General features: G+C 65.7%; 18 protein-coding genes. 12 read left to right on the forward strand and 6 right to left on the reverse strand.

The annotated features are described in order from the left end of the window. The first annotated feature begins 125 nt into the window (after positions 1-125). The 3 genes from ACSQ3O_RS20210 (at position 126) to ACSQ3O_RS20220 (ending at position 4,067) form a co-directional block, all read left to right on the forward strand. Entirely contained in the window at positions 126-332 is a 207-nt protein-coding gene (locus ACSQ3O_RS20210) for a Com family DNA-binding transcriptional regulator (RefSeq protein ID WP_108497971.1), read from the forward strand. After that, a complete protein-coding gene (locus ACSQ3O_RS20215) occupies positions 286-1,074 on the forward strand; it encodes a DNA adenine methylase (protein ID WP_436140251.1) in 789 nt (262 codons plus the stop codon). Before ACSQ3O_RS20210 ends, ACSQ3O_RS20215 begins: the two co-directional genes overlap by 47 nt. 791 nt (positions 1,075-1,865) lie before the next feature. Continuing rightward, a complete protein-coding gene (locus tag ACSQ3O_RS20220; protein WP_436140252.1) occupies positions 1,866-4,067 on the forward strand; it encodes a TonB-dependent siderophore receptor in 2,202 nt (733 codons plus the stop codon). 176 nt (positions 4,068-4,243) lie between these two features. Here ACSQ3O_RS20220 and ACSQ3O_RS20225 read toward each other — a convergent pair whose 3' ends face one another. Beyond that, positions 4,244-6,343 carry a hypothetical protein gene (locus ACSQ3O_RS20225; RefSeq protein ID WP_436140253.1) on the reverse strand — a complete coding sequence of 700 codons (2,100 nt, stop codon included), beginning with the start codon at positions 6,341-6,343 and terminating at the stop codon, positions 4,244-4,246. Positions 6,344-6,530: 187 nt separating this feature from the next. On the opposite strand from ACSQ3O_RS20225, the gene ACSQ3O_RS20230 reads away from it, so the two are divergent. Together ACSQ3O_RS20230 and ACSQ3O_RS20235 are read left to right on the forward strand one after the other, a co-directional pair. Further along, the gene (locus ACSQ3O_RS20230) at positions 6,531-7,784 is read left to right on the forward strand and encodes an NAD(P)/FAD-dependent oxidoreductase (protein ID WP_436140254.1); all 1,254 of its coding nucleotides are present in this window, start codon (positions 6,531-6,533) and stop codon (positions 7,782-7,784) included. 103 nt (positions 7,785-7,887) lie between these two features. Then, positions 7,888-8,202 (forward strand): hypothetical protein, encoded by a 315-nt coding sequence (locus ACSQ3O_RS20235; RefSeq protein WP_436140255.1) that lies wholly within the window; start codon positions 7,888-7,890, stop codon positions 8,200-8,202. A 30-nt stretch (positions 8,203-8,232) separates the two neighbouring features. On the opposite strand, the gene ACSQ3O_RS20240 is transcribed toward ACSQ3O_RS20235, so the two are convergent. Beyond that, positions 8,233-11,592, reverse strand: a complete 3,360-nt coding sequence (locus ACSQ3O_RS20240) for an EAL domain-containing protein (RefSeq protein ID WP_436140256.1) — start codon at positions 11,590-11,592, stop codon at positions 8,233-8,235. A gap of 315 nt (positions 11,593-11,907) precedes the next feature. Between ACSQ3O_RS20240 and rpsU the strand changes: the two genes are divergently transcribed. Together rpsU and ACSQ3O_RS20250 are read left to right on the forward strand one after the other, a co-directional pair. Next, entirely contained in the window at positions 11,908-12,120 is a 213-nt protein-coding gene (gene rpsU, locus ACSQ3O_RS20245) for a 30S ribosomal protein S21 (protein WP_007833691.1), read from the forward strand. 214 nt (positions 12,121-12,334) lie between these two features. After that, the gene (locus ACSQ3O_RS20250; protein WP_252658511.1) at positions 12,335-12,781 is read left to right on the forward strand and encodes a GatB/YqeY domain-containing protein; all 447 of its coding nucleotides are present in this window, start codon (positions 12,335-12,337) and stop codon (positions 12,779-12,781) included. Between the two features lie 84 nt (positions 12,782-12,865). On the opposite strand, the gene ACSQ3O_RS20255 is transcribed toward ACSQ3O_RS20250, so the two are convergent. Beyond that, positions 12,866-13,804 (reverse strand): LysR substrate-binding domain-containing protein, encoded by a 939-nt coding sequence (locus ACSQ3O_RS20255; RefSeq protein WP_436140257.1) that lies wholly within the window; start codon positions 13,802-13,804, stop codon positions 12,866-12,868. Positions 13,805-13,928: 124 nt separating this feature from the next. Between ACSQ3O_RS20255 and ACSQ3O_RS20260 the strand changes: the two genes are divergently transcribed. Then, positions 13,929-15,032, forward strand: a complete 1,104-nt coding sequence (locus ACSQ3O_RS20260; protein WP_436140258.1) for a tartrate dehydrogenase — start codon at positions 13,929-13,931, stop codon at positions 15,030-15,032. An 89-nt stretch (positions 15,033-15,121) separates the two neighbouring features. On the opposite strand, the gene ACSQ3O_RS20265 is transcribed toward ACSQ3O_RS20260, so the two are convergent. Next, on the reverse strand, positions 15,122-15,505 hold the full coding sequence (locus ACSQ3O_RS20265) for a VOC family protein (protein ID WP_137749650.1): 384 nt from the start codon (positions 15,503-15,505) through the stop codon (positions 15,122-15,124). Between the two features lie 166 nt (positions 15,506-15,671). Then, on the reverse strand, positions 15,672-15,896 hold the full coding sequence (locus ACSQ3O_RS20270; protein ID WP_436140259.1) for a hypothetical protein: 225 nt from the start codon (positions 15,894-15,896) through the stop codon (positions 15,672-15,674). Positions 15,897-15,967: 71 nt separating this feature from the next. Here ACSQ3O_RS20270 and ACSQ3O_RS20275 point away from each other — a divergent pair, with 71 nt between their 5' ends. Then, on the forward strand, positions 15,968-16,888 hold the full coding sequence (locus ACSQ3O_RS20275; protein WP_436140260.1) for a LysR family transcriptional regulator: 921 nt from the start codon (positions 15,968-15,970) through the stop codon (positions 16,886-16,888). Positions 16,889-16,907: 19 nt separating this feature from the next. On the opposite strand, the gene ACSQ3O_RS20280 is transcribed toward ACSQ3O_RS20275, so the two are convergent. Continuing rightward, on the reverse strand, positions 16,908-17,855 hold the full coding sequence (locus ACSQ3O_RS20280; RefSeq protein ID WP_436140261.1) for a LysR substrate-binding domain-containing protein: 948 nt from the start codon (positions 17,853-17,855) through the stop codon (positions 16,908-16,910). Between the two features lie 166 nt (positions 17,856-18,021). Between ACSQ3O_RS20280 and ACSQ3O_RS20285 the strand changes: the two genes are divergently transcribed. From ACSQ3O_RS20285 to ACSQ3O_RS20295, 3 genes are all read left to right on the forward strand, one after another. Further along, positions 18,022-19,011 carry a Bug family tripartite tricarboxylate transporter substrate binding protein gene (locus ACSQ3O_RS20285; protein WP_436140262.1) on the forward strand — a complete coding sequence of 330 codons (990 nt, stop codon included), beginning with the start codon at positions 18,022-18,024 and terminating at the stop codon, positions 19,009-19,011. Between the two features lie 82 nt (positions 19,012-19,093). Next, a complete protein-coding gene (locus ACSQ3O_RS20290) occupies positions 19,094-20,623 on the forward strand; it encodes a UxaA family hydrolase (RefSeq protein WP_436140263.1) in 1,530 nt (509 codons plus the stop codon). An 80-nt stretch (positions 20,624-20,703) separates the two neighbouring features. Continuing rightward, positions 20,704-22,179 (forward strand): NAD-dependent succinate-semialdehyde dehydrogenase, encoded by a 1,476-nt coding sequence (locus tag ACSQ3O_RS20295; protein ID WP_436140264.1) that lies wholly within the window; start codon positions 20,704-20,706, stop codon positions 22,177-22,179. Positions 22,180-22,220 lie beyond the last annotated feature (41 nt).

Genomic DNA, 22,220 nt, shown 5'->3' on the forward strand with positions numbered 1-22,220 from the left:
TGCTGTAACACCTGGCCAGGCCCCCAACATGCAGGTATGAGCTGCAAGCCAGGCAAGACCCGCCACTCTCGCGAGAGCGCGTCGAGCCTATCAGAGTTTTCGTACAGAGAAACAGGCTTGCAAATATGGAAGAGATCAGGTGCGGCGCATGCAGCCGCAAACTCGGCGAGGGTGTCTACATCCGGCTGAGCATCAAGTGCCCCCGCTGCGGGGTCATGAATTCACTGAGGGCCGAGAGCCCCACCTCAGAGCGCCATGGAGCGTCCAACGTAACTGGAACCCACCATGGCACCCATCATTCCCTGGATCGGCGGCAAACGCCGTCTCGTTGACCTGCTGCTGAGCAGGTTCCCTGCCCATAGCTGCTACGTCGAGGTCTTCGCGGGCGGGGCGGCGGTGTTCTTCGCTCGCAACCCTGCCGACGTCGAGGTGCTGAACGACGTCAATGGCGACCTGGTCAACCTCTACCGCGTCGTGACGCACCACCTGGAGGAGTTCGTGCGTCAGTTCAAGTGGGCGCTGACAAGCCGCCAGGTGTTCAAGTGGCTCCAGGAGACCCGTCCGGAAACGCTGACCGACGTGCAGCGGGCGGCCCGGTTTTTCTATCTGCAGCAGCAGAGCTTCGGCGGGAAGGTGGCTGGCCAGACCTTTGGGACTGCCACCACTGCGCCAGCCATCAATCTCCTGCGCATCGAGGAGACCCTCTCGGCCGCCCATTTGCGCCTGGCAGCGGGCACCTACATCGAGAACCTGGACTGGGCGGCCTGTATCGACCGCTACGACCGCCCACACACGTTGTTCTATCTAGACCCACCGTACTGGGAGACGGAAGGGTATGGAGTGCCGTTTCCTTGGGAGCAGTACCAGCTCATGGCCACCAAGCTGCGAGCGATCAAGGGCAAGGCGGTCATCAGCATCAACGACCACCCGGCCATCCGGGAGTGCTTCGAGGGATACGACATGGAGGCGCTCAAACTGGACTACACCGTGGGCGGCGGGGCGAACCGAGTGGAGCGCGGGGAGCTGGTGATCTACAGCTGGGACCGGGAGGCCGAGCCCGTTGGGCTCTTCTAGCGCCACTTGCCTGTGTAGCGCTCACTGAGCCAGGCGCTCATCCCACGGACGGCGGCGGCTACGACTTCTGAGCCTGGGCCGCAAAGCCAAGTCTGGGGCCATTCGCTCAGGTGGCCTGCATCCCATGCTCGTCCGTGGATCAGATAAGTCCCATCCTGGTTCTGGCGCACTTTGCCGTCCCCCAGCTGGACGGTCAACGGAGTCACAAGCGAGGGCCCTTCGAGGTCGGCGGACGTGTAGAACGTGGATACCCGTTCGCCCACCCCTGTGTCCTTGCTCACGATCCAGCCGCTGTGCAGTGGTCGGCTGAGAATCAGCCCTGCAGGCAAGTACACGCCGCAGAAACGCAGCTCAACAAGCCTGCAAGGCCATGCTGCTTGCCTCCTGTCTGAGATTGCTCTCACGCTGCCAGGGGCGCCGACAGATCTGAACATGCCTGGGGGTTCCATCCCCCAAGCGTACACTTTGCGCAATTCCTTTTCGTGCCGCGAAACGGCTTGCCATGTGCATTTATCGCAACTCCGGCTGCTCAAATATCGCGGCGCGCTTCAGCCGGTTCCCTGGAGGGCCCAGAGCCTGGTGCTCCCCCCCCCTCCCCCATGCCCGGCCACGCGCCGGGCACGTTGCGCCATTGCGACAAAACAGCTGGGATTGAGCCGCCAAGGATTGGCGCAATCAGCAATCATTCCCATTCGCGTTTACAATTTTTACGATTATTTCCAGCCAGCCGTGCTCTCGTAGAAAAGCGCTGCAAGCCAGCCCGTCATCGCTTTTCTCTCTGGAGCCCGTCCATGTCCGCACCCCGCAGGCGCATTGTCTGTGCCGTTCATCCCCTCGCGGTCGCCGCCGCCCTTGCCGCCTCTGGGGCCGGCACCGCCTGGGCCCAGCAGCCCGCAGCCACTGCAGAAACCTCCCCGCCCGCTACCGACCAGATCGTGCAACCCAAGGCGCTCGACAGCGTCACCGTGTCGGGCGCACGCGAGAGCGCATCCACCCGCCTCCAGCTCACGGCGCGTGAAACGCCGCAGTCGGTCAGCACCGTGAACCGTGCGCAGATCGAGCGCCAGTCGCTCACCAGCATCGACACCGTGCTGCGCAACGTGAACGGCATTGCCGTGAGCTTCTACGACACACAGCGCCCGCTGTACTACGCGCGCGGCTTCCAGATCACCGATTTCCAGATCGACGGCCTGCCCAGCTACAGCAGCAGCACCAACCAGGAGTTCGACACCGCGCTGTACGAGCGCATCGACATCGTGCGCGGCGCCAATGGCATCCAGACCGGCGTGGGCGTTCCGTCGGCCACCATCAACATGATCCGCAAGCGCCCGCAGCGTGAGTTCGCCGCCTCTGTGGCGCTCACGGCGGGTTCGTGGAACCTGTACCGCGGCGAGCTGGACATCAACGCACCACTCAACGGCGACGGCAGCGTGCGCAGCCGCCTGGTGGTGGCCCCACAGAAAAAAGACAGCTTCCGCGACCGCTACTCCGAGGACAAGACCGCCCTGCTCGCGGCGGTGGAGGCCGACATCGGCACCGCCACCGTGGTGTCGGTGGGCTACCAGCGCCAGTCCAACGACCCCAAGGCCCCCATCTGGGGCACCATCCCCCGTTTTGCCACTACGGGCGCGCCCATCGATCTGCCGATCTCCACCAGCTTCTCGCCGTCTTGGACGCGCTGGGAGCGCACATCAGGCACGCTCTACGCGACGCTGGAGCACCAGATCAATGACGACTGGAGCCTGAAGGCCGCGCTGAACCACACCGAGGGCGACACCTTCCGCCTGAGCACCTACGGCTATGGCACCACCACCGCCAAGGCGCCCTTCATCAACCCGGTGACAGGCGCAGGCACCACGCTGTATGCCGCCGTCAGCGGCGGCAGCGAAAAGCAGGACACGGTGGACGCCTACCTGTCGGGCAAGTTCGAGCTGGGCGGACGCAAGCACGACCTGGTGGTGGGCATGAGCTCCACCCGCACCGCCACACGCACTGACGGCTACACCTCCGTCGCGGGCTGGAGCTACTTGATCCCCAACATCTACACCTGGGACGGCAGCGCGCCTGCGCCCACGTACTCCAAGACCGGCGCCTGGCGCACACAGATCACGCAGCAGACGGGCCTGTTCGCCTCGGCACGCTGGCGCGTGACCGACCCGCTGTCGGTGCTCACCGGCCTGCGCCTGACCGACTGGCATCGCCACTCCGACACCTATGGCACCACCGGCACCTATGCGGGCAGCTCCGCCATCCAGGACGAGAACCGCAAGGCCACGCCCTACGTGGGCGCGGTGTATGACATCACGCCCACGCTATCGGCCTACGCCAGCTACGCACGCATCTTCAACCCGCAGAACTACAAGGACCGCAGCAACACGCCGCTGTCGCCCGTCATCGGCAGCAATGCCGAAGCCGGCCTCAAGGCCGAGCTGTTCGAGCGCCGCATCCAGGCGCACTTTGCGGTGTTCCAGACCAAGCAGGACAACTACGGCGTGCGCGACAGCGCCATCACCACCCCGCTGCCCGACGGCACCCTGCCCTATGTGGCCGTGAACGGCACCAAATCCACCGGCTTCGAGCTGGAGTTCGCGGGCATGGCCACCCGGCAGTGGCGCGTGAGCGCGGGCCTCACCCGCGCCAAGGTCACGCGCGCACCCACCGACCTGATCTACGCAAACATGCCCGACTACCTGCTGCAGCTGGGCACGGACTACCAGCTGTCGGGCGCCCTCGCCCCCCTGTCGGTGGGCGGCAACCTGACCTGGCAAAGCGCCATTGAGGGCTTCAACATCCCGCACCCCAGCGGCACGGTAACAGTGAAGCAGTCGCCCAAGGCCATCCTCAACCTGCGCGCGTCCTGGCAGTTCAACCCCAAGGTCAGCGCCACGCTGGCGGTGAACAATGTGACCAACCAGAAATACTGGGCCAACCTGGACTACGGCAACTACGCCGACCCGCGCAACCTGAGCGTGACATTGCGCGCGGCGTTCTAGGCGAAGGGCGGGGTACTCCGGCCCCGGCAGGCCCCAGGTAGAGCCTGTCGGGTTTCGCCTCCAGCGCCCGCAGCTGCCTGCGCAGCACCTCGGTGCGCCCCGGGGGCTCGGCCACAGATTCGCGCAGGTCGCGTTCGATGGCTGTCCGCGCCCGCGCAATGGCCTGCGACTGCAGGTTAATCCGACAGCACCAGTTTCAGCACGCTGTTCTCGCTGCCCACATACAGGCTGCGCCGTTCGGCCCCTGGCGCCAGGAACTTCACCAGGTTCAGTCCCGCCGGCAACTGCCCGAGCAAGACGCCGCCGGGCGTGGGCACGGCCTGGCCTGCCAACAGCTCAAGACCCTTGGCCTGCGTCCACCGGTGCACACCGCAAGCGCTGGAGAGAAACACCTCGCCGGGTCGGCCGGGCAGAACGCAGATCTGCTTGAAGGGCTCTTTGGAAAACTCGATTTGATTTCGGTCTATTTCCAAAGACAACGCGAATCGCTGGATTCCCTGGGTGTCGATGCGCACCAGCTCGGGATGGAACCGCACAAAGTTGGTGGAGCCATCGAGCTCCACCCGGTTGCACAGCACCCACGACACCTGCGCAGCACCGCCCTCAAAGGCCATGTCAGCAATGTCCATGTACCAGGGGCGCTGCGCCAGGGGGGGATAGCTCTGAGGCGTGTACAGGGCCTGCGGATCCCCTGCAACAATCTTCACCTGCCCATTGGCATCGATGGTGCCAACAAGCGCATTCCCATTGGCCCTGCCGAAGTACACATCGCCATCGCCGGCTTGTGGCGAATAACGCGTGGCAAACCACAGCAGCCCTGTTGTATCGGTGCGTAGAACTTGCACGCCAGGGTCGTGCCTCCCTCCGGACGCGAAATGGCTGGAGCTGACCCAGGTCTGCCACGCAGACTGGCCATTGGTAGCAGTCCGAATCAAGGCGCGGTTCTGGGTGTCATAGGTGATCAGTTGCCCATAGGCAATAGCCATGCGGTTCCCACGAGGCTCCAGAGACCATGTGCTCACCTGGCCCGAGGCGCTGACCGATCGGAGGGCCGGTGCGGGAGCAGCGTCCGACGAGTTGCCTCTCTGATTCTCCAGCAAGATCAAACCGCCAGCCCCGTCAGGCAACGCCTCAACACCCCTGACAAAGCTGAACCGCGCCTGACTCTGTCCGTCCACCTCGCCTACATTGGCTTGCGCTCCCAGCCACCGAGAGACCGACGTCGTCGGCATCTCCAACCTGCACGCCACAACCTCAGTACCGCCCTCAGGTGGGTCGCTGCATGCGACAAACAAAGAGCCCGGAGCCGTGTTCGACGGCTCTCGAACAACCGTTACTTTGCGCCCCCGTAGCTTCCATACTCCCGATGGCGTGACGCCCGACAAATCAATATGTGCAATGGAGAATTCCCGCGCTCCCTGCCCCTCGGCCAGCGCCCAATACACATCCTGGTCCCGATGGACTTTCATCAAGGGAGTCCAATGATCAAAAGGCCACTGGTTGGAAAGGACGCGCCATTGATACTCACCGCCCATCAGCACCAGATCTGCCCACTCATAAGGGTCGCCGGTGAACTTGGTATAGCGCCGCACGCCGCCAGTAGCGGACTCGAGCAGCAGGCTACCTCGGGGCAGCGGCAACAAGGTCTTCACCGTGCCATCCGTCCCCAGGGTACGCAACATGGGTTGTAAGCCCTTCTGGGGGTCTTGGTCAATGAAGTACACAAGCCCATCTCGGGCCAGCAAAGGTGAGTCGAAGTAGAGGAGAGAAGCACTCGCGCCCACTCCATCCACCAGACCGGTGCTAGCCCCACCTCCCGCCAAGAGTACGGGCGTTTCCCCCTGCAAATAGTGCACGCTTCCGCCACCCATCGTCACAAGGTAACGGTCCATGGCGTCAAACAGATGGCCAGTGAAATAGTGGGGATACGTTGGAGCAAACGAAGACACACCATCATGGGTTCTGTGCCCCACACGACTGTCCCGGCCGTACACCCCCACAAACTGAAGATCGCGCTTGCTATTGAAGCTCAGTCCCGTCAGCTCTGTGGGTAGCCGCACCATTTCGCCCTGACTGATTGCAAATCCGCCACCGCCCAAGGCGCCAGCCACCATTTCCAGTGTGCCGGCTTTGGCGGGCGGCTCCACAATGGGCTCGCCCCCCCCTCCCCCACCGCAGCCAGCCACACCGGAGGCTGCAGCAACCAGGCCCCATTGTCCAAATCGGCGACGCGTGATGGCCTGCCCTTGAGCATCGAATCCAGACGTCATGTTCACAGGTTGTCCTTCCTTTGAGCAAGCGCCCATTATTGGTGCGCCACACCGACGGAACGCACTGGCTGCGCCTCTGTTACCGACGGAAACATAGGTGTGCAAAGCCCTCCAGTCGATTCCTTTGGCCACGGCACTGCCACAAGCAATGGCGGCACAATCAGACTCTTTTGTGCCACCGCATCCGAACGAAGTGCCGACGACTCCATTTTTTGACGCCATCATCATCGGCGCTGGCGCTGCCGGCCTGTTCTGCGCGGGCCAAGCGGGCCAGCGGGGGCTGAAGGTCTTGCTCATCGACCATGCCGACAAAGTCGCAGAGAAGATACGCATCTCGGGCGGCGGGCGCTGCAACTTCACCAACCGCGACCTGGACCCGGCCGCGCCGCACAAGCATTTTGTGGGGCAGAACCCGCAGTTCTGCCGCTCTGCGCTGTCGCGCTACACGCCGCAGGATTTCATTGCGCTGGTGGACAAGCACGGCATTCCCCACCACGAAAAACACAAGGGCCAGCTGTTTGCCGACCGCTCGGCCGAGGACATCATTGCCATGCTGCTGGCAGAGTGCGCGGCAGGTGGGGTGACACATTGGCAGCCTTGTGCCGTCAGAAACATAGTTTTTTTGGCCGCTACCGCGCATCCATCAAGCGTTGCTAGCTATCAAATTGATACTGACCGGGGCCCAGTGCAAGCGCGCTCGCTGGTGATTGCCACGGGCGGGCTGTCCATCCCCAAGATCGGTGCCACGGATTTCGGCTACCGGCTCGCGCAGCAGTTCCAGATCCCGCTGGTCGAGCGCCGCCCAGGCCTGGTGCCGCTGACCTTTGATGGAACAGGCTGGGCGCCTTATGCACAACTCGCGGGTCTGGCGCTGCCGGTGCAGATCAGCACCGGAGCCAAGAAAGCCCGAATGGCCTTTGACGAAGACCTGCTGTTCACCCACCGGGGCCTGTCGGGCCCGGCGGTGCTGCAGATCTCCAGCTACTGGCAGGAGGGCACGCCGCTGGCCATCAACCTCGCGCCCACGGTGGACCTGCCCGCCGCGCTGGCGCAAGGCAAGGCCCGCTCGCGCAAGCTGATTGCCAACGAACTGGCCACCGTGGTGCCGAGCCGCCTGGCCGATGCCTGGGCCGGCCGCGAGGCCGACTGGCAGCGCCCCATCAACGAGGCCAGCGACAAGGCCCTGGCGCGGCTGGCGGAGCAATTGGCGCGCTGGGAGCTGACGCCGACGGGCACCGAGGGCTACAAGAAGGCCGAGGTGACGCTGGGCGGCGTGGACACCAAGGCGCTGTCGCAGCAGACCATGGAGTGCAAGGCCCAGCCGGGCCTGTACTTCATTGGCGAAGTGGTGGATGTGACGGGCTGGCTGGGGGGCTACAACTTCCAGTGGGCCTGGGCCAGCGCCCATGCCTGTGCGCAGGCGCTGCCGCTGACTGGTGATGCGTGACGCGTTAACGCGTTGAGGAGGAAGACGCCGCCAGGACAACGCACCTACACTCCGGCCAACCCACCGGGCTTTCACCCTCAACGTCTTTTTTCGGGAGACCGGCATGGACGCCATGGAGCGCACAGAAAAACTGCAGGCGGCCGCCACGGCGGTGGGTGCCCTTGTGGCCCTGGTGCCTGCGGCCAGCATCGGCGGCAACATCTTTGTCGCCATCCTCGCGGCGCTGGGCGTGGGCTCGCTGGCCGGGGGCGCGGTGATGCTGCGCTGGCAGCTCACCGACGAGGGCGACGCCTACCTGCGGGCCGACTCGCGCATCTCAGGCCGGTCCACATCGCGCACCTCCGTGTGGCTGGGCAACCTGGCGCCAAGCGTGATCCTGACCGGCCTGGCGGTTTTGCTCCACCTGCGGCTGACCTGACCACGGCACGCACCGAATCGCTGCGCCGCATCACCCCATCAGCGGTGCGGGTTGTGTGATGGTGGCATCCAGCCCACGCAACGATGCACCTTGCAGCAAGCGGTGCTGCAGCGCCCAGGCTTCCAGGTGGTCCAGCGGCAAGGGGCGGCTGAAGTAATAGCCCTGTAGCTCCTCGCAGTCCAGCGCACCCAGCACCTGGGCCGTGGCCAGGTCTTCCACGCCTTCGGCCACGATGCGCAACCCCAGCGTATGGCCCAGCGCGATGATGGCGCGCGTGATGGCCATGTCGGCGGGGTTGGTCAGCATGTCGCGCACAAAGGACTTGTCCACCTTGAGGCGGTCGATGTCAAAACGCTTGAGGTAGGCCAGGCTGGAATACCCGGTGCCGAAATCGTCGATGGACAGCTGCACGCCCAGCGCCTTGAGGGCTGCCAGCTGCTGCGCCGCCGCATGGGCGTTGTCCATGAGCTGTGATTCGGTGATCTCCAGCTCCAGCCGGTGGGCGGGCATGCGGGTGCGGGCCAGCAGCGCCTCGATGTCGGGCACCAGCGCCGGGTCGGCCAGCTGCGCGGCCGAGAGGTTGACCGACACCGACACATCCGCCAGCGCGTGCAGGTGCGCGGGTGAATGCGCGTGCGCGTGCAGGTGCGCGGGTGAATGCGCGTGCGCGTGCGGTTGTGGGTGCACTTCGCCATCCTCGGGCGGCGCCTGCCAGCGCGCCCACTGCTCGCAGGCCTGCTGCAGCACCCAGCCACCAATCGCGCGGATCATGCCGCTTTCTTCGGCAATGGGGATGAACTCGCTGGGCGGGATGGCGCCCAGCAAGGGGCTGTTCCAGCGCAGCAGAGCCTCCACGCCCAGCAGGTGTGCGCCCTTGGCGGACAGGCGCGGCTGGTAGTGCAGGCTCAGCTCGTTGCGCTCCAGCGCGCGGCGCAGCTGCTGCTCCATGGTCTGGCGGGCCACGGCGCGCAGGTCGGTCTCCATCGAATAGAACAGCGCCATGTCGCGCCCCGTGGTCTTGGCCTCGTACATGGCAGCGTCGGCGCGGCGCATGAGTTCGTCAATGTCGCTGCCGTCCTCGGGGTACACGGCAATGCCCACGCTGCAGGAGACGTTCAGCTCGTGGCCCTCCACCGGATGGCTCTGGCGGATGAGCGGGATCAGGCGCCGCTCCACCAGCTGCTGCACATCCTCGCGCCCGGCCACGTCGCGCATCACCACCACAAACTCGTCACCGCCCAGACGGCTCACCGTGTCGCGGCTGCGGACGGCCTGCGTGAGGCGTGCGGCCACCGAACGCAGCAGGCCATCGCCGATGTGGTGGCCCAGCGTGTCGTTGATGGACTTGAAGCGGTCCAGGTCGATGAACAGCACCGCCACCTTCTCGCCCGTGATAGGCGCCTGCGCCAGCGCGGCCTGCAGCCGCTGCACACACAGCGAGCGGTTGGGCAGCTCGGTGAGCACGTCGTGGTGCGCGAGGAACTGGATGCGCTCCTCGTTGTGCTTGCGGTCGGTGATGTCGATGGCAATGCCGATGTGGTTGGCCACAGCGCCACCTTTGCCCTCGCGCACGGCCGACACCATGAGCCAGGCCGGGTAGGTCTCGCCCGAGCGGCGGCGAAAACGCACCTCGCCCTGCCAGGATTCCTTGTCGGCCATGGTGCGGCGGATCTGCGCCGACAGCGGCTCGCCCCCCGCCTCTTCCAGCAGCGAGCCCAGGCCCTCGCCGATGAGTTCGTAGAAGTCGTAGTGCGTGCTGCGGCAAAACGCCTTGTTCACACTGATGATCTGCTGATCGGCGTTCATGATGATGATGCCCTCGGACGAGGCCTCGAACACCTTGGCCCACAGCTCCAGGCGCTGCTCCATCACCTTGAGCACGTTGATGGGCGTGAACGCCGTGAGTACCGAATCGCGCCCCTGGAACTGCAGGCGCCGCGCCGACAGCACGGCCCACGAGGGCTCGGGGCTGCCCTTCCAGCGCACTTCAAACTCATCGACCGATCCCTGGTCCGCCAGGCGCTGGAAGAAGCGCGCGCGCACGCCGGGCTCTAGCCCTACGGCCCAGGGGTCGGTCTTGCGGCCCCCCAGCCAGTGGGCGGCGGGCGCGTTGGAGTGCAGCACCTCGTGCTCGGGGATGGACGTGACGACCATGGGAATGGGGAAGGCCTCCACCAGCTCGCGCTGCGCCTCGGCCGCGCGGGCGCTGGCGGCCAGCTCCTGCTGCAGCAGGCGGTCGCGGTCGAGCTGCGAGAGCATCTCGTTGAACGCGGTGACCAGACGGCCGATTTCGTCGCGGCTGTTCCACTCTGCGCGCAGCGTGTGGTCGCCGCTTTTACGCACTTCGTCGGCCACGCGGGCCAGTTGCTGCAGCGGCTTGGCAATCTGGCGCGCGACCAGGGTCACCAGGCTCAGGATGCAGCCCAGCAGCACCAGCGCCGTGCCCAGGTGCAGCCACATGCGTGCAAACAGGCTGTCCACCCGCTGGTTCAACAGGCGTTCCAGGTCCACGATGCCCACCGACCAGGCATCGCGCAGCGCACCCAGCACCTGGGCCTGCTGCGCGCCCACCTGGGCCAGCGTCAGGCGCGACTCGCCAGCGGCAATGCCCTGCAGCAGGGCCTGCAGGCTCTCCAGCGAGGCCTTGAGCGCCTCGCGCTGCCGTCCCAGCGCTGCACGCATCTCGGGCGAACCCGCAATGAACGCCTGGTTGTAGTCCGACTCAATGCCCTGCGCCACCGCGTCCAGCCGCCCCACCAGCGTGAGCAGCTCCGAGGTCCACTGCGGCCCCCGCGCCGAAGGCGCTGCGCTCAAAAAACTCACCGTGTCATGCACCGCCTGCAGCAGCTCCGGGAACCGCAGCACCACCAGCGACATGACGTAGTAGCTGTCCAGGTCCGGGTCCAGGATCAGGTTGGACTGGTTGCCCACCGTGGTAAGCAGCTCGCGCCCCTCGCGCAGCAACTGGCTGCGCCGCAGGGTGAGCGAGGGCGCATCGGCCGATGCCGCTCCTGCCACTTCTGCCGGCGCCTGCCGTGCATTGCCGGGCAATTGCTCCAGCACGGTGCTGAAGCGCTGGCCTGCATCGCCGGTGCGCAGCAGCTCGTCATGGGCCGCACGCACCACCGCCAACCGGGCCAGCACCTCGGCCACCTGCGGCGGCTGCTGGGAGGCATCCAGAAACTGCCCCAGCAAGCCATCGCGCACCACCGCCGCATAGGTGGTGCCCACGATCTCCTTGCGCGTGAAGTCGATGGCCAAGTATTTCTCGTGGATCAGGATGCTGGAGACGTAGATCACCGCCGTCAGGTCCAGCAGATAGATGAGCATGAGCTTACGGCCCACACTGAGGCGGCCCAGCCAACCCGATACGCGGCGCATGAATGCCATGGTGTTGCGGCAAGGGCCCGCCCAGACGGATGGCCTGGGCTACCCACCGGAGAGTGAATAGGAGTGTTACAACATGAAGCAACTTCCGCGCCATTGCAGTGCAGCCAGCCCGTGAGCCGCCAACCGGGCGCCCCGTGGGGGGGCAGACGGGCGGGCCCTTGCGTTACCGGCGCGAATAAGGGCTATAATCTCCGGCTTTGCTGGCAATGCCCCGTCGGCCAAATACTAGTTACAGACGGGGAAACCGCTTTGTACGGACTTGAGGCCCGATCTCCCCAAGCCCCTCTGCAGGCACCATTTGGAAAACATTAGCTAATGACTACGATCCGCGTAAAAGAAAACGAACCCTTTGACGTTGCCCTGCGCCGCTTCAAGCGCACCATTGAAAAGCTCGGCCTGCTGACCGACCTGCGCGCCCGTGAGTTCTACGAAAAGCCCACCGCCGAGCGCAAGCGCAAGAAGGCTGCTGCCGTGAAGCGTCACTACAAGCGCGTTCGCAGCATGCAACTGCCCAAGAAGCTGTACTAAGTACTGCTTTGGCCCCGTCCTGATACGGAGTGCCGACAAACCCGCGCTAGGGACGCCAAGCGCGGGTTTTTGTTTTTGGGGTTTGCCAAAAGGCTTTCTGGCGTCGTTGCAACGCCTTGCCGTAGCAGTACTACTGTCTGCGGCGTTGACGCCTAGCCAGAAAGCCTTTTGGCAAACCCCTGTTCTTGTCTAAAAACCAACCAAGGAAGCCGCCATGAGCCTCAAGGACCAGATCACCGAAGACATGAAAACCGCCATGCGCGCCAAGGACAGCGAGCGCCTGGGCACCATCCGCCTGCTGCAGGCCGCGATGAAGCAGAAGGAAGTGGACGAGCGCATCACCCTGGACGACGCCGCCGTGGTCGCCATCGTGGACAAGCTGATCAAGCAGCGCAAGGACTCCATCACCGCGTTTGAAGGCGCAGGCCGCCAGGACCTGGCCGACAAGGAAAAGGCCGAGATGGCGGTGCTGCAGGCCTACCTGCCCGAGCGCATGTCGGCCGAAGAAACGCTGGCCGCCGTGAAGGCCATCGTGGCCGAAATCGGCGCCTCGGGCCCGGGCGACATGGGCAAGGTCATGGGTGTGGTCAAGACCCGCCTGGCCGGCAAGGCCGACATGGGCCAGGTGTCGGCTGCGGTGAAGGCAGCGCTGGCGGGCTGATCGCCCCCGCTACCACCCAGTCAGTCAGTATCTTTTTGATAGCTGCTACCGCTTGCCAGACGGGCGGTAGCGGCTATTTTTTCTTCAAACAGGGGCGTTTGCACCCGTCTCGGCGCCCTGCCCCATCCACCCGGCGCGGAAATGCGCCTGCAGAAACTCCACGCACACCCGCACCTTGGCCGAGCGCTCCAGCCGCGTCGGGTACACGGCCCACACATTGGCCTCTTGCTGCCACTGCGGCAGCACCTGCACCAGGCGCCCCGCCTGCAGGTGCGCGCCCACATCCCACAGCGAGCGCAGCACAATGCCGCGCCCATCCACCGCCCATTGCACGGCCATCTCGCCGTTGTTGGCCGACAGCGGGCCGCGCACCTTCACCGACTCCTCCTGCGCACCACTGCGCAAGCGCCACACGCCAAACGGGTGGTCGCGCTCCTTGATCACCAGGCAGTCGTGCGCCGCCAGGTCGGCCACGGTGCGCGGCGCGCCCTTGCGCTGCAGGTAGGCAGGCGCCGCGCACAGCACGCGGTGGTTGTCGGCCAGGCGGCGGGCGATGAGGTGCGGCGCAATCTCGTCGCCCACACGCACGTCCAGGTCAAACCCTTCACCCGCCACGTCCACCAGCCGGTCGAACACTTCCAGCCGCACCTGCAGCCCGGGGTGCTGCTCCACCAGCCGTGACAGCGCGGGCGCCACGATCTGGCGGCCAAAGCCGAAGCTGCTGCTCACGCGCAGCAGCCCGCGCGGCTCGCTGCGCGTGATGGCCACCTCCTGCATCAACTGCTCCATGTCGTCCAGGATGCGCTGCGCCCAGTGGAAGACGCGCTCGCCCTCCTCCGTCACCGCCACGCGGCGGGTGGTGCGGTGCAGCAGCTTGACCTGCAGGTCCTGCTCCAGCAGGCGAATGCGCTTGCTGACATAGGCGGGTGAGGTGCCCAGCTCGGTGGCGGCGCCGCCAAAGCTCGCCTTGCGCACCACGGCCGTGAACACGCGCAGGTCTTCCGCTGCAGGATTTTTATGCACGAAGTGTGAAAGATGAAGCCACAGTTGGCGGATTGTAGTTATCGGAAGCGCTGGGAACAATGCACACCATGCCGCTGGCTGCGCCCTGCAGCCGCATTCCCGACGCCATTGCAAGGACCGCTTGATGACCTCTTCCCCCCCTGCCAAAACCTACCGCATCGCCCTCATCGCCGGAGACGGCATTGGCAAGGAGGTAATGCCCGAAGGCCTGCGCGTGGTGCAGGCCGCCGCAGAACGCTTTGGCATCACCCTCGAAACCACCACCATCGACTGGGCCAGCTGCGACTACTACGCCGCCCACGGAAAAATGATGCCCGACGACTGGAAGGCGCAGCTGTCGGGCATGGACGCCATCTTCTTCGGCGCCGTCGGCTGGCCCGCCACTGTGCCCGACCATGTGTCGCTGTGGGGTTCGCTGCTCAAGTTCCGCCGCGAATTCGACCAGTACATCAATCTGCGCCCGGTGCGCCTGTTCGAGGGCGTGCCCTGCCCGCTGGCGGGCCGAAAGCCCGGCGACATCGACTACTACGTGGTGCGCGAGAACACCGAGGGTGAATACACGTCCCTCGGCGGCATCATGTACGAAGGCACCGACCGCGAGATCGTGATCCAGGAATCGGTCTACTCCCGCCACGGCGCCAACCGCCTTTTGAAGTTCGCCTTCGACCTGGCCCAGAGCCGTGCCAAGAAACACGTGACCCTGGCCACCAAAAGCAACGGCATCGCCATCAGCATGCCCTGGTGGGACCAGCGTGCCGACGATGTGGCCAAGGGCTACCCCGAGGTCACGCTGGATAAGCAGCACATCGACATCCTTACCGCCCGCTTTGTGCTGCAGCCCGGCCGATTCGACGTGGTGGCTGCGACCAACCTGTTCGGCGACATCCTCTCTGACCTGGGCCCGGCCACCACCGGCACCATTGGCCTGGCGCCCTCGGCCAACCTGAACCCCGAGCGCCACTTCCCCAGCCTGTTCGAGCCCGTGCATGGCTCAGCGCCCGACATTTATGGCAAGAACATCGCCAACCCGATTGCGATGATCTGGTCAGGCGCGCTGATGCTGGACTTCCTCACGCAGGGCCAAGGCGCAGGACGGCAGGCGCATGACGCCATCGTCACAGCTATCGAAGAGGTCATCAAAAGCGGCCCGCGCACGCCAGACCTGGGCGGCACGGCCAACACCACGCAGGTGGGCGAGGCGATTGCGGCACGGGTGGCGGGGCACTGAGCCACGGCCCTGGCCCAACGCTCCTATTTCAATAGCTTAAAAGGCATACCTATCGCGCGGTAACGGCCTTTTTTGCTTGAAACCACAGGCTAAGTGGCAATGTCCTCGTGCAGGCAGAGGTAGTTGCCCTCGGTGTCCTTGAACCACGCGGCCTTCTCGGCGCCCAGCACACACACATGGTTCACGGTCTTGAGACCGGGGAAGTCGTAGTCCTCAAAGACCACCTGGGCGCGTTTCAGCGCCTCGATGGTGGCGGCGATGTCGGCCACCTGAAAGCTGATGGCCGTGTGGTCGGCCTTGGTGCCTTCCGGCTTGGGGAACAGCGCCAGCGTGCTGCCCCCTACGGCATAGACAAACTTGCCATCGGGCCGGAAGCCACCGGGCCTCAGGCCCAGGCAGCCCTCGTAGAAGGCGCGGGCGCGGTCCATGTCCATCACGGGCAGCATGGTGGTTACGGAGGAATCGGACAACATACCAGGTCCTTTCGCTCAATCCGGCCCGACATGCAGCAGGGGTGACATGCAGCCATCCTGGCGGTGCGCCAGGGCCCGGTCCAGGCCGTCCGACCGGACTGGCAGTGTAGGCCGATCCCCGGCGCTGCGCCACTGCGCGCTGCCTCTCCCAGGCTCCAAAACTGCGTTAGCCCCCATGGGGCGGCACCCTGAAGTTGTCGGTGATGCGCTGCTCGGCCCGGGCCAGGGCAGCGCCCAGCCTCCGCAGCCAGCGCCACCCCAGGCTTTGCACCCAGCGCGGCCAGCGGGCGGCACGGGCCGGGCGCCGCGGCAGTACCCCCGGGGGCTGGGGCTGGCTGGCGCGGGCGTGGGGGGCAGTGTTTTCGGGGTCCAGACGGGTGGGATGCAACATGGCCCCGATGCTCGCGGCGGGTTTAACATCTGTAAAGTTGAATTCATTGAATCCTGAAGTCAGGAAACCTGATGCGTAACCTCAACCTCGACCAGCTGCAGACCCTGATCGCCATCGCCGACCTGGGCACCTTTGCCGCCGCCGCGCAGGCGCTGCACCTGGCGCCACCCACGGTCAGCATGCACATCAAGGAACTGGAGTCGCGCCTGGGCGCCGAGCTGGTGGTGCGCGGGCGGCGGCAGGCCGACCTCACCCCCGCCGGCGAGGTGCTGGTGCGTGAGGGCCGCCAGCTGCTGCTGGCCAGCGACGACCTGGTGGAACGCGTGCGGCGCCACGCATCCGGCCGTGAGGGCATGGTGCGGGTGGGCGTGTCGGCGGGCGTCAGCACCCGGCTGCTGCCGCGCATGCTGGAGGCGCTGGCGGCACGCAGCCCGGGTGTGGAAATCCGTCTGGAGGCCGTGGGCTCGGCCGAGTCGATGCAGCGGCTCAAGGCGGGCACGCTGGACATTGCCATCGTCGCCAGCCCCCAGCCGCCGCTGGCCGAGGTGCGGCAGACCCCGTGGCGCAACGACCCCATGGTGGCGTTGCTGCCCTCCGCGTGGGAGGCACCCGAACACATCGGCCCCGACTGGCTGGCCCACCGCCGCTGGGCCTCGTTCGCCCCCGCCACACAGATGCACGGGCTGATCGCCAACTGGTTTGGCCAGGCGGGGCACCACCCGCGCCCGTTTCTGGCGCTGAGCTACCCCGGCGCCCTCAAAAGCCTGGCCGTGGCCAGCCAGTGCGCGGCCTTGCTGCCGATGGAAGAAGTGGAAGACCTGCAGGGCACGCCCGGCGTGCAGATCCGCCCCCTGCAGCCGCCGCTGATGCGCCCCATGGCTGTGGCACACCGGCACCAGCCAGCGCCATCACCTGCGGTGGCGGGCGTGCTGGAGTTGCTGGCGGACTTTGCAGATGCCAGCGCAGCACCCTGCAGCGCGGGTGCCCAGTAGGGCTCACAAACTCCCGCGGTCACTCCGGTCGCGACACCAGCGCGCGGGCCACCTCCCGCAGGCACTCGGCCAGATGCTCCGTCACTGGTGTCAAGCGCTGGCCCCGCAGCGTGATGAGGCCCACCGGGGGCAAGTCCACCGCCACGGGCAGCCGGAGCACGGACACCATGCCCTGCCGCACAAAATGCCGTGCCACCGTGCGCGCCATGAAGGCCACGGCGCCGCGCTGCTGCAAGAAGGTGACCTGCGCCAAAAAGGAGGCCGACTCGATGATGTCGGCCGGGGGCAGCAGCCCGTGGGCAAAAAACTGCTGCTCCAGCTTGACCCGCAGCGACGCCCAGGGCGGCGGCAGCACGCAAGGCTGCACGGCCACATCGGCCCAGCGCACGGCACGCCGGCGGGCCAGGGCATGGGCGGGGTGCACCACGGCCACCATGGGGTCTTCGTAGAGCGCCTCGGTTTCCAGGTCTGGCGAGGCATAGCCGGGCTCCAGACGGCCCACAAACAGGTCCAGCTCGCCCAGGCGCAGCTTGGGCAAAAGGCGGGTCAGGTCGCCCTCGTCAATCAGCACGGTGGTGCGTGCAGACCGGGCCTTGAGCCGCTCCACCGCCTGCGCCAGCAACACGGGTGTGGCCACCACCATGGCACCCACGCTGGTGCGGCCCATGGCGCCACTGGCCTCGGCGGCGATCTCGTCGCGCGTGCGGTCAAAACCCGCCAGCACCGAGCGCGCAAACCGCACCACGCTGGCGCCTGCCGCCGTGGGCTCGGTGCCGCGTGTGGAGCGCTCGAACAGCGGCAGGCCGAACATGTTTTCAATCTCGGCCAAGGTCTTGGACACCGCAGGCTGCGTGACCGACAAAAACTCGGCCGCGCGCCCCAGGTGGCGAAACTGGTCGAGCGCCACCAGCATCTGCAGGTGGCGCAGTTTGAGGTTGCTGCGCAGTACGCGGTCGATTTGGGCCATGGTGAATCGGCGAATCGGTGAAAGGGAAGGCTGTGGTCGGGACACCCTGCTCGGGGGGCTGATTCATAACCTCCAGGCAATGAAGAGAGTCTATATTTTCATTGGATTGTTATGCAATGAGTTCGAACAATGGCGGCTGGTCCGATTTCAACAACAGGAGACAAGCATGCAGACCCCACGCAATGGACGGCGCCAGTTCGTCCTCGGCGCGCTCGGCGCAGCCGCCATCACCGCCACCCCCGCCCGCCTGCTGGCACAGAACTGGCCAGACAAGCCCATCACCTTCATCTGCCCCTGGCCTGCAGGCGGCACGGCCGACCAGTCGATGCGTGCGCTGTGCACCGTGGCCGGGCGCGTACTGGGCCAGAGCATTGCGGTGGAGAACAAGGTGGGCGCCTCCGGCATGATCGGCGCCAAGGCACTGGCATCGGCCAAGCCTGACGGCTACACCGTGGGGCAAATCCCCATCTCCGTCACCCGCTTTTCGCAGTTGGGCACGCTGCAGGCCGACCCGCGCAAGGACTTCACGTACATCGCTCGCACCTCGGGCCAGACCTTCGGCATTGCGGTGCCTGCCGCGTCCCCATTCAAGACGCTCAAGGATTTTGTGGACTTTGCCAAGGCCAACACCGGCAAAGTGACCTATGCCCACGCAGGCGTGGGCGGCGCCACCCACGTGGGCATGGAAGAGTTTGCGATGGCCGCAGGCATCCAGCTCAACCATGTGCCCTACAAGGGCGGTGCCGAGGCGCTGCAGGGCGTGCTGGGCGGGCATGTGGATGCGCTGGCCGACAGCAGCTCGTGGGCGCCCCATGTCGAGGCGGGCAAGCTGCGCCTGCTGGCCACCTGGGGTGAGCAGCGCACCACGCGCTTCAAGGACACACCGACCCTCAAGGAGCTGGGCTACAACGTGGTGGTCGATGCCCCCAACGGCATCGGCGCGCCCAAAGGCCTGGACCCAGCGGTGCTGGCCAAGCTGCGCGATGCCTTCCGCCAGGCCGTGGCGAGCCCCGAGTTCAAGGCCGTGGCCGACAAGCTCGATGCCCCCGTGCTGTACCTGGACGGGCCGGACTACGAAAAATACGTGAACACGGTCTACCAGAAGGAAACCGTGCTGATCGACAAGCTCAAGCTGCGCGAGCTGATGAAGAGCTGAGCGACCCACGGCAGAGCATCCCGCAGGCTCTGCCGTAGCCGGGCAGGCCCCTTCAAAATCACCCCAACACCACGAGAAACCCATGTCCCGCACCGATACCCCCCTGCTGCACCTGCACCCCAACGACAACGTGCTGGTCGCCAAGACCGTCCTGGCCCTGGGGCAGAAGATTGCGGAGCTGGGCGTGCGCACCCGCGCCCAGGTGCCCGCCGGGCACAAGATTGCCGCGCGCCGCATTGCGGCGGGCGAGCAGGTCAAGAAATACGACACCGTGATCGGCGTGGCCACGCGCGACCTGGAGCCCGGCGACTACGTGCACAGCCACAACCTGCAACTGGTGGACTACTACCGCGACCCGGCCTTTGGCACCGATGTGCGGCCCGTGGATTACGTGCCCGAGGCGCAGCGCGCCACCTTTGAAGGCTATGTGCGCGCCGATGGGCAGGTGGGCACGCGCAACTTCATCGGCATCCTCTCGTCGGTGAACTGCTCGGCCACCGTGATCAAGAACATCGCCGCGCACTTCACGCCCGAGCGGCTGGCCGCCTACCCCAACGTGGACGGCGTGGTGGCCTTTGCGCAGACTAGTGGCTGTGGCATGTCGTCCCCCAGCGAGCACTTTGATGTGCTGCGCCGCACGCTGGCCGGCTACGCACGCCACCCCAACCTGGCGGGCGTGCTCATCGTGGGCCTGGGCTGCGAGCGCAACCAGGTGGATGGTTTGGTCGAGTCCCAGGGCCTTCAAACCGGCCCGCAACTGCACACCATGGTGATGCAGGACGTGGGCGGCACCCGCACCACGATTGCTGCGGGCATTGCCGCCATTGAATCCATGCTGCCCGCCGCCAACGCCGCACGCCGCAGCACCGTGCCCGCCAGCCACCTCAAGATCGGGCTGGAGTGCGGCGGCTCGGACGGTTTTTCGGGCATCACCGCCAACCCCGCACTGGGCGCGGCCATGGACATTTTGGTGCGCCACGGCGGCACCGCCATCCTGAGCGAGACGCCCGAAATCCACGGCGTGGAATTCATGCTCACCCGCCGCGCCATCAGCCCCGAAATCGGCCAGAAGCTGCTGGACCGCCTGGCCTGGTGGGAGCGCTACACCGCAGGCCAAAACGCCCAGTTCAACGGCGTGGTGGGCCACGGCAACCAGGCGGGCGGGCTGGCCAACATCTTTGAAAAGTCGCTGGGCAGTGCGATGAAGGGCGGCACCACGCCCCTGCGTGCGGTGTACGAATACGCCGAGCCCATCACCGAGCATGGCTTTGTGTTCATGGACTCGCCCGGCTACGACCCGGTGGCCTCCACCGGCCAGATCGCCAGCGGCGCGCAGCTCATCTGCTTTACCACCGGGCGCGGCTCCATGTTTGGCAGCAAGCCCGCGCCCACCATCAAGCTGGCCAGCAACACGCCCATGTTCACCCGGCTGGAGGAAGACATGGACATCAACTGCGGCGTTGTGATTGACGGCGAATGCACCGTGCCGGAGATGGGCCAGCGCATTTTTGAACAGATCCTGCGCCATGCCAGCGGCGATCAAACCAAGAGCGAATTGCTGGGCTTGGGCGACCATGAGTTTGTGCCGTGGCACATGGGGATTGTGAGTTGACGCCGCACCCATGCACTATCAAAAACATAGCTGCATGCGCTTGATCAACAGGCGCTAGAGCCTTCTTTTTATTCAAACCCATGCCAACACCACTTTCCCTCACCCGCACCGACCTCATCCGCAGCGCCAACTTCATCGGCGGCCAGTGGACCGCATCGGCGGCAGCCCGCCTTGATGTGACCGACCCCGCCACTGGCGCCGTCATCACCTCAGTCCCCGACTCGGGAGCTTCTGAAGCCCTGGCCGCCCTGGATGCTGCTCATTTGGCTTTCACCACCTGGCGCAAAGTCCCCGCCAAGCAGCGCGCCGCGATCATCAAGCGTTGGAACGACCTGGTGCTGGCCCACCAGGACGACCTGGGCACCTTGATCTCGCTGGAGCAAGGCAAACCCCTGGCCGAAGGCAAGGGCGAGGTGGCCTATGCCGCCAGCTACATCGAGTGGTTTGGCGAAGAGGCCACACGCATAAATGGCGAGGTCATTCCCGCCCCGGTGCCCGGTCGGCGTATGTTTGCGCTCAAGGAGCCCGTGGGCGTGGTCGCTGCCATCACGCCCTGGAACTTCCCCGCCGCCATGATCGCCCGCAAGATCGCCCCGGCCCTGGCTGCAGGCTGCACCGTGGTGTGCAAGCCTGCGGAAGATACGCCGCTGACGTCCTTGGCTTTGGTGCAACTGGCCCATGAAGCGGGTGTGCCAGCAGGAGTGCTCAACATCGTCACCGCCTCGCGCCAGAACACGCCCGCCGTAGTGGATGTATGGCTGGACGACAGCCGGGTGCGCAAGATCACCTTCACCGGCTCCACCCCCGTGGGCAAGCATCTGGCGCGGCGCAGTGCGGACACGCTCAAGAAGCTGTCGCTGGAGCTGGGTGGCAATGCCCCCTTCATCGTGTTTGACGATGCCGACCTGGACGCCGCAGTGGACGGCTTGATGGCCGCCAAGTTCAGAAACGGTGGCCAGACCTGTGTGTGCCCCAACCGGGTGTTTGTGCACCGCAGCGTGTTCGACAGCTTTGCGGCCAAGCTGGCAGCCAGGGTGGCCGCGCTCCAAGTCGGCCCGGCCAGTGATCCCGCTTCGCAGATCGGCCCCATGATCAATGACCGGGCGGTGGAGAAGATCGAGCGCCACGTCAACGATGCCGTGGCCAAAGGGGCCAAGGTGCTCACCGGGGGCCAACGCCTGGCCCACCTGGGGCCCAACTACTACGCGCCCACGGTGCTCAGCGGGGCCGACGCCAGCATGGCCTGCGCCTGCGAGGAGACCTTTGGCCCCGTGGCGCCGCTGACGGTGTTTGACGACGAGGCCGAGGTGGTGGCCCAGGCCAACGACACGCCCTTCGGGCTGGCCGGGTACTTCTACAGCCAGAACGTCAAACGCATCTGGCGCGTGGCCGATCTGCTCGAAACCGGCATCGTCGGCATCAATGAAGGCGCGATTGCGGCTGAAGCTGCACCGTTTGGTGGGGTGAAGGAATCGGGCTATGGGCGCGAGGGATCGACCCATGGGCTCGATGACTACCTGCACACCAAGTACGTGTGCCAGGGGCAGCTGGATTGAGGGGGCGCACGCTGCACCCCAGTGACAGAACACCCCGCCAG

This window comes from Acidovorax sp. LjRoot74, assembly GCF_964254355.1.
Taxonomy (GTDB): domain Bacteria; phylum Pseudomonadota; class Gammaproteobacteria; order Burkholderiales; family Burkholderiaceae_C; genus Acidovorax.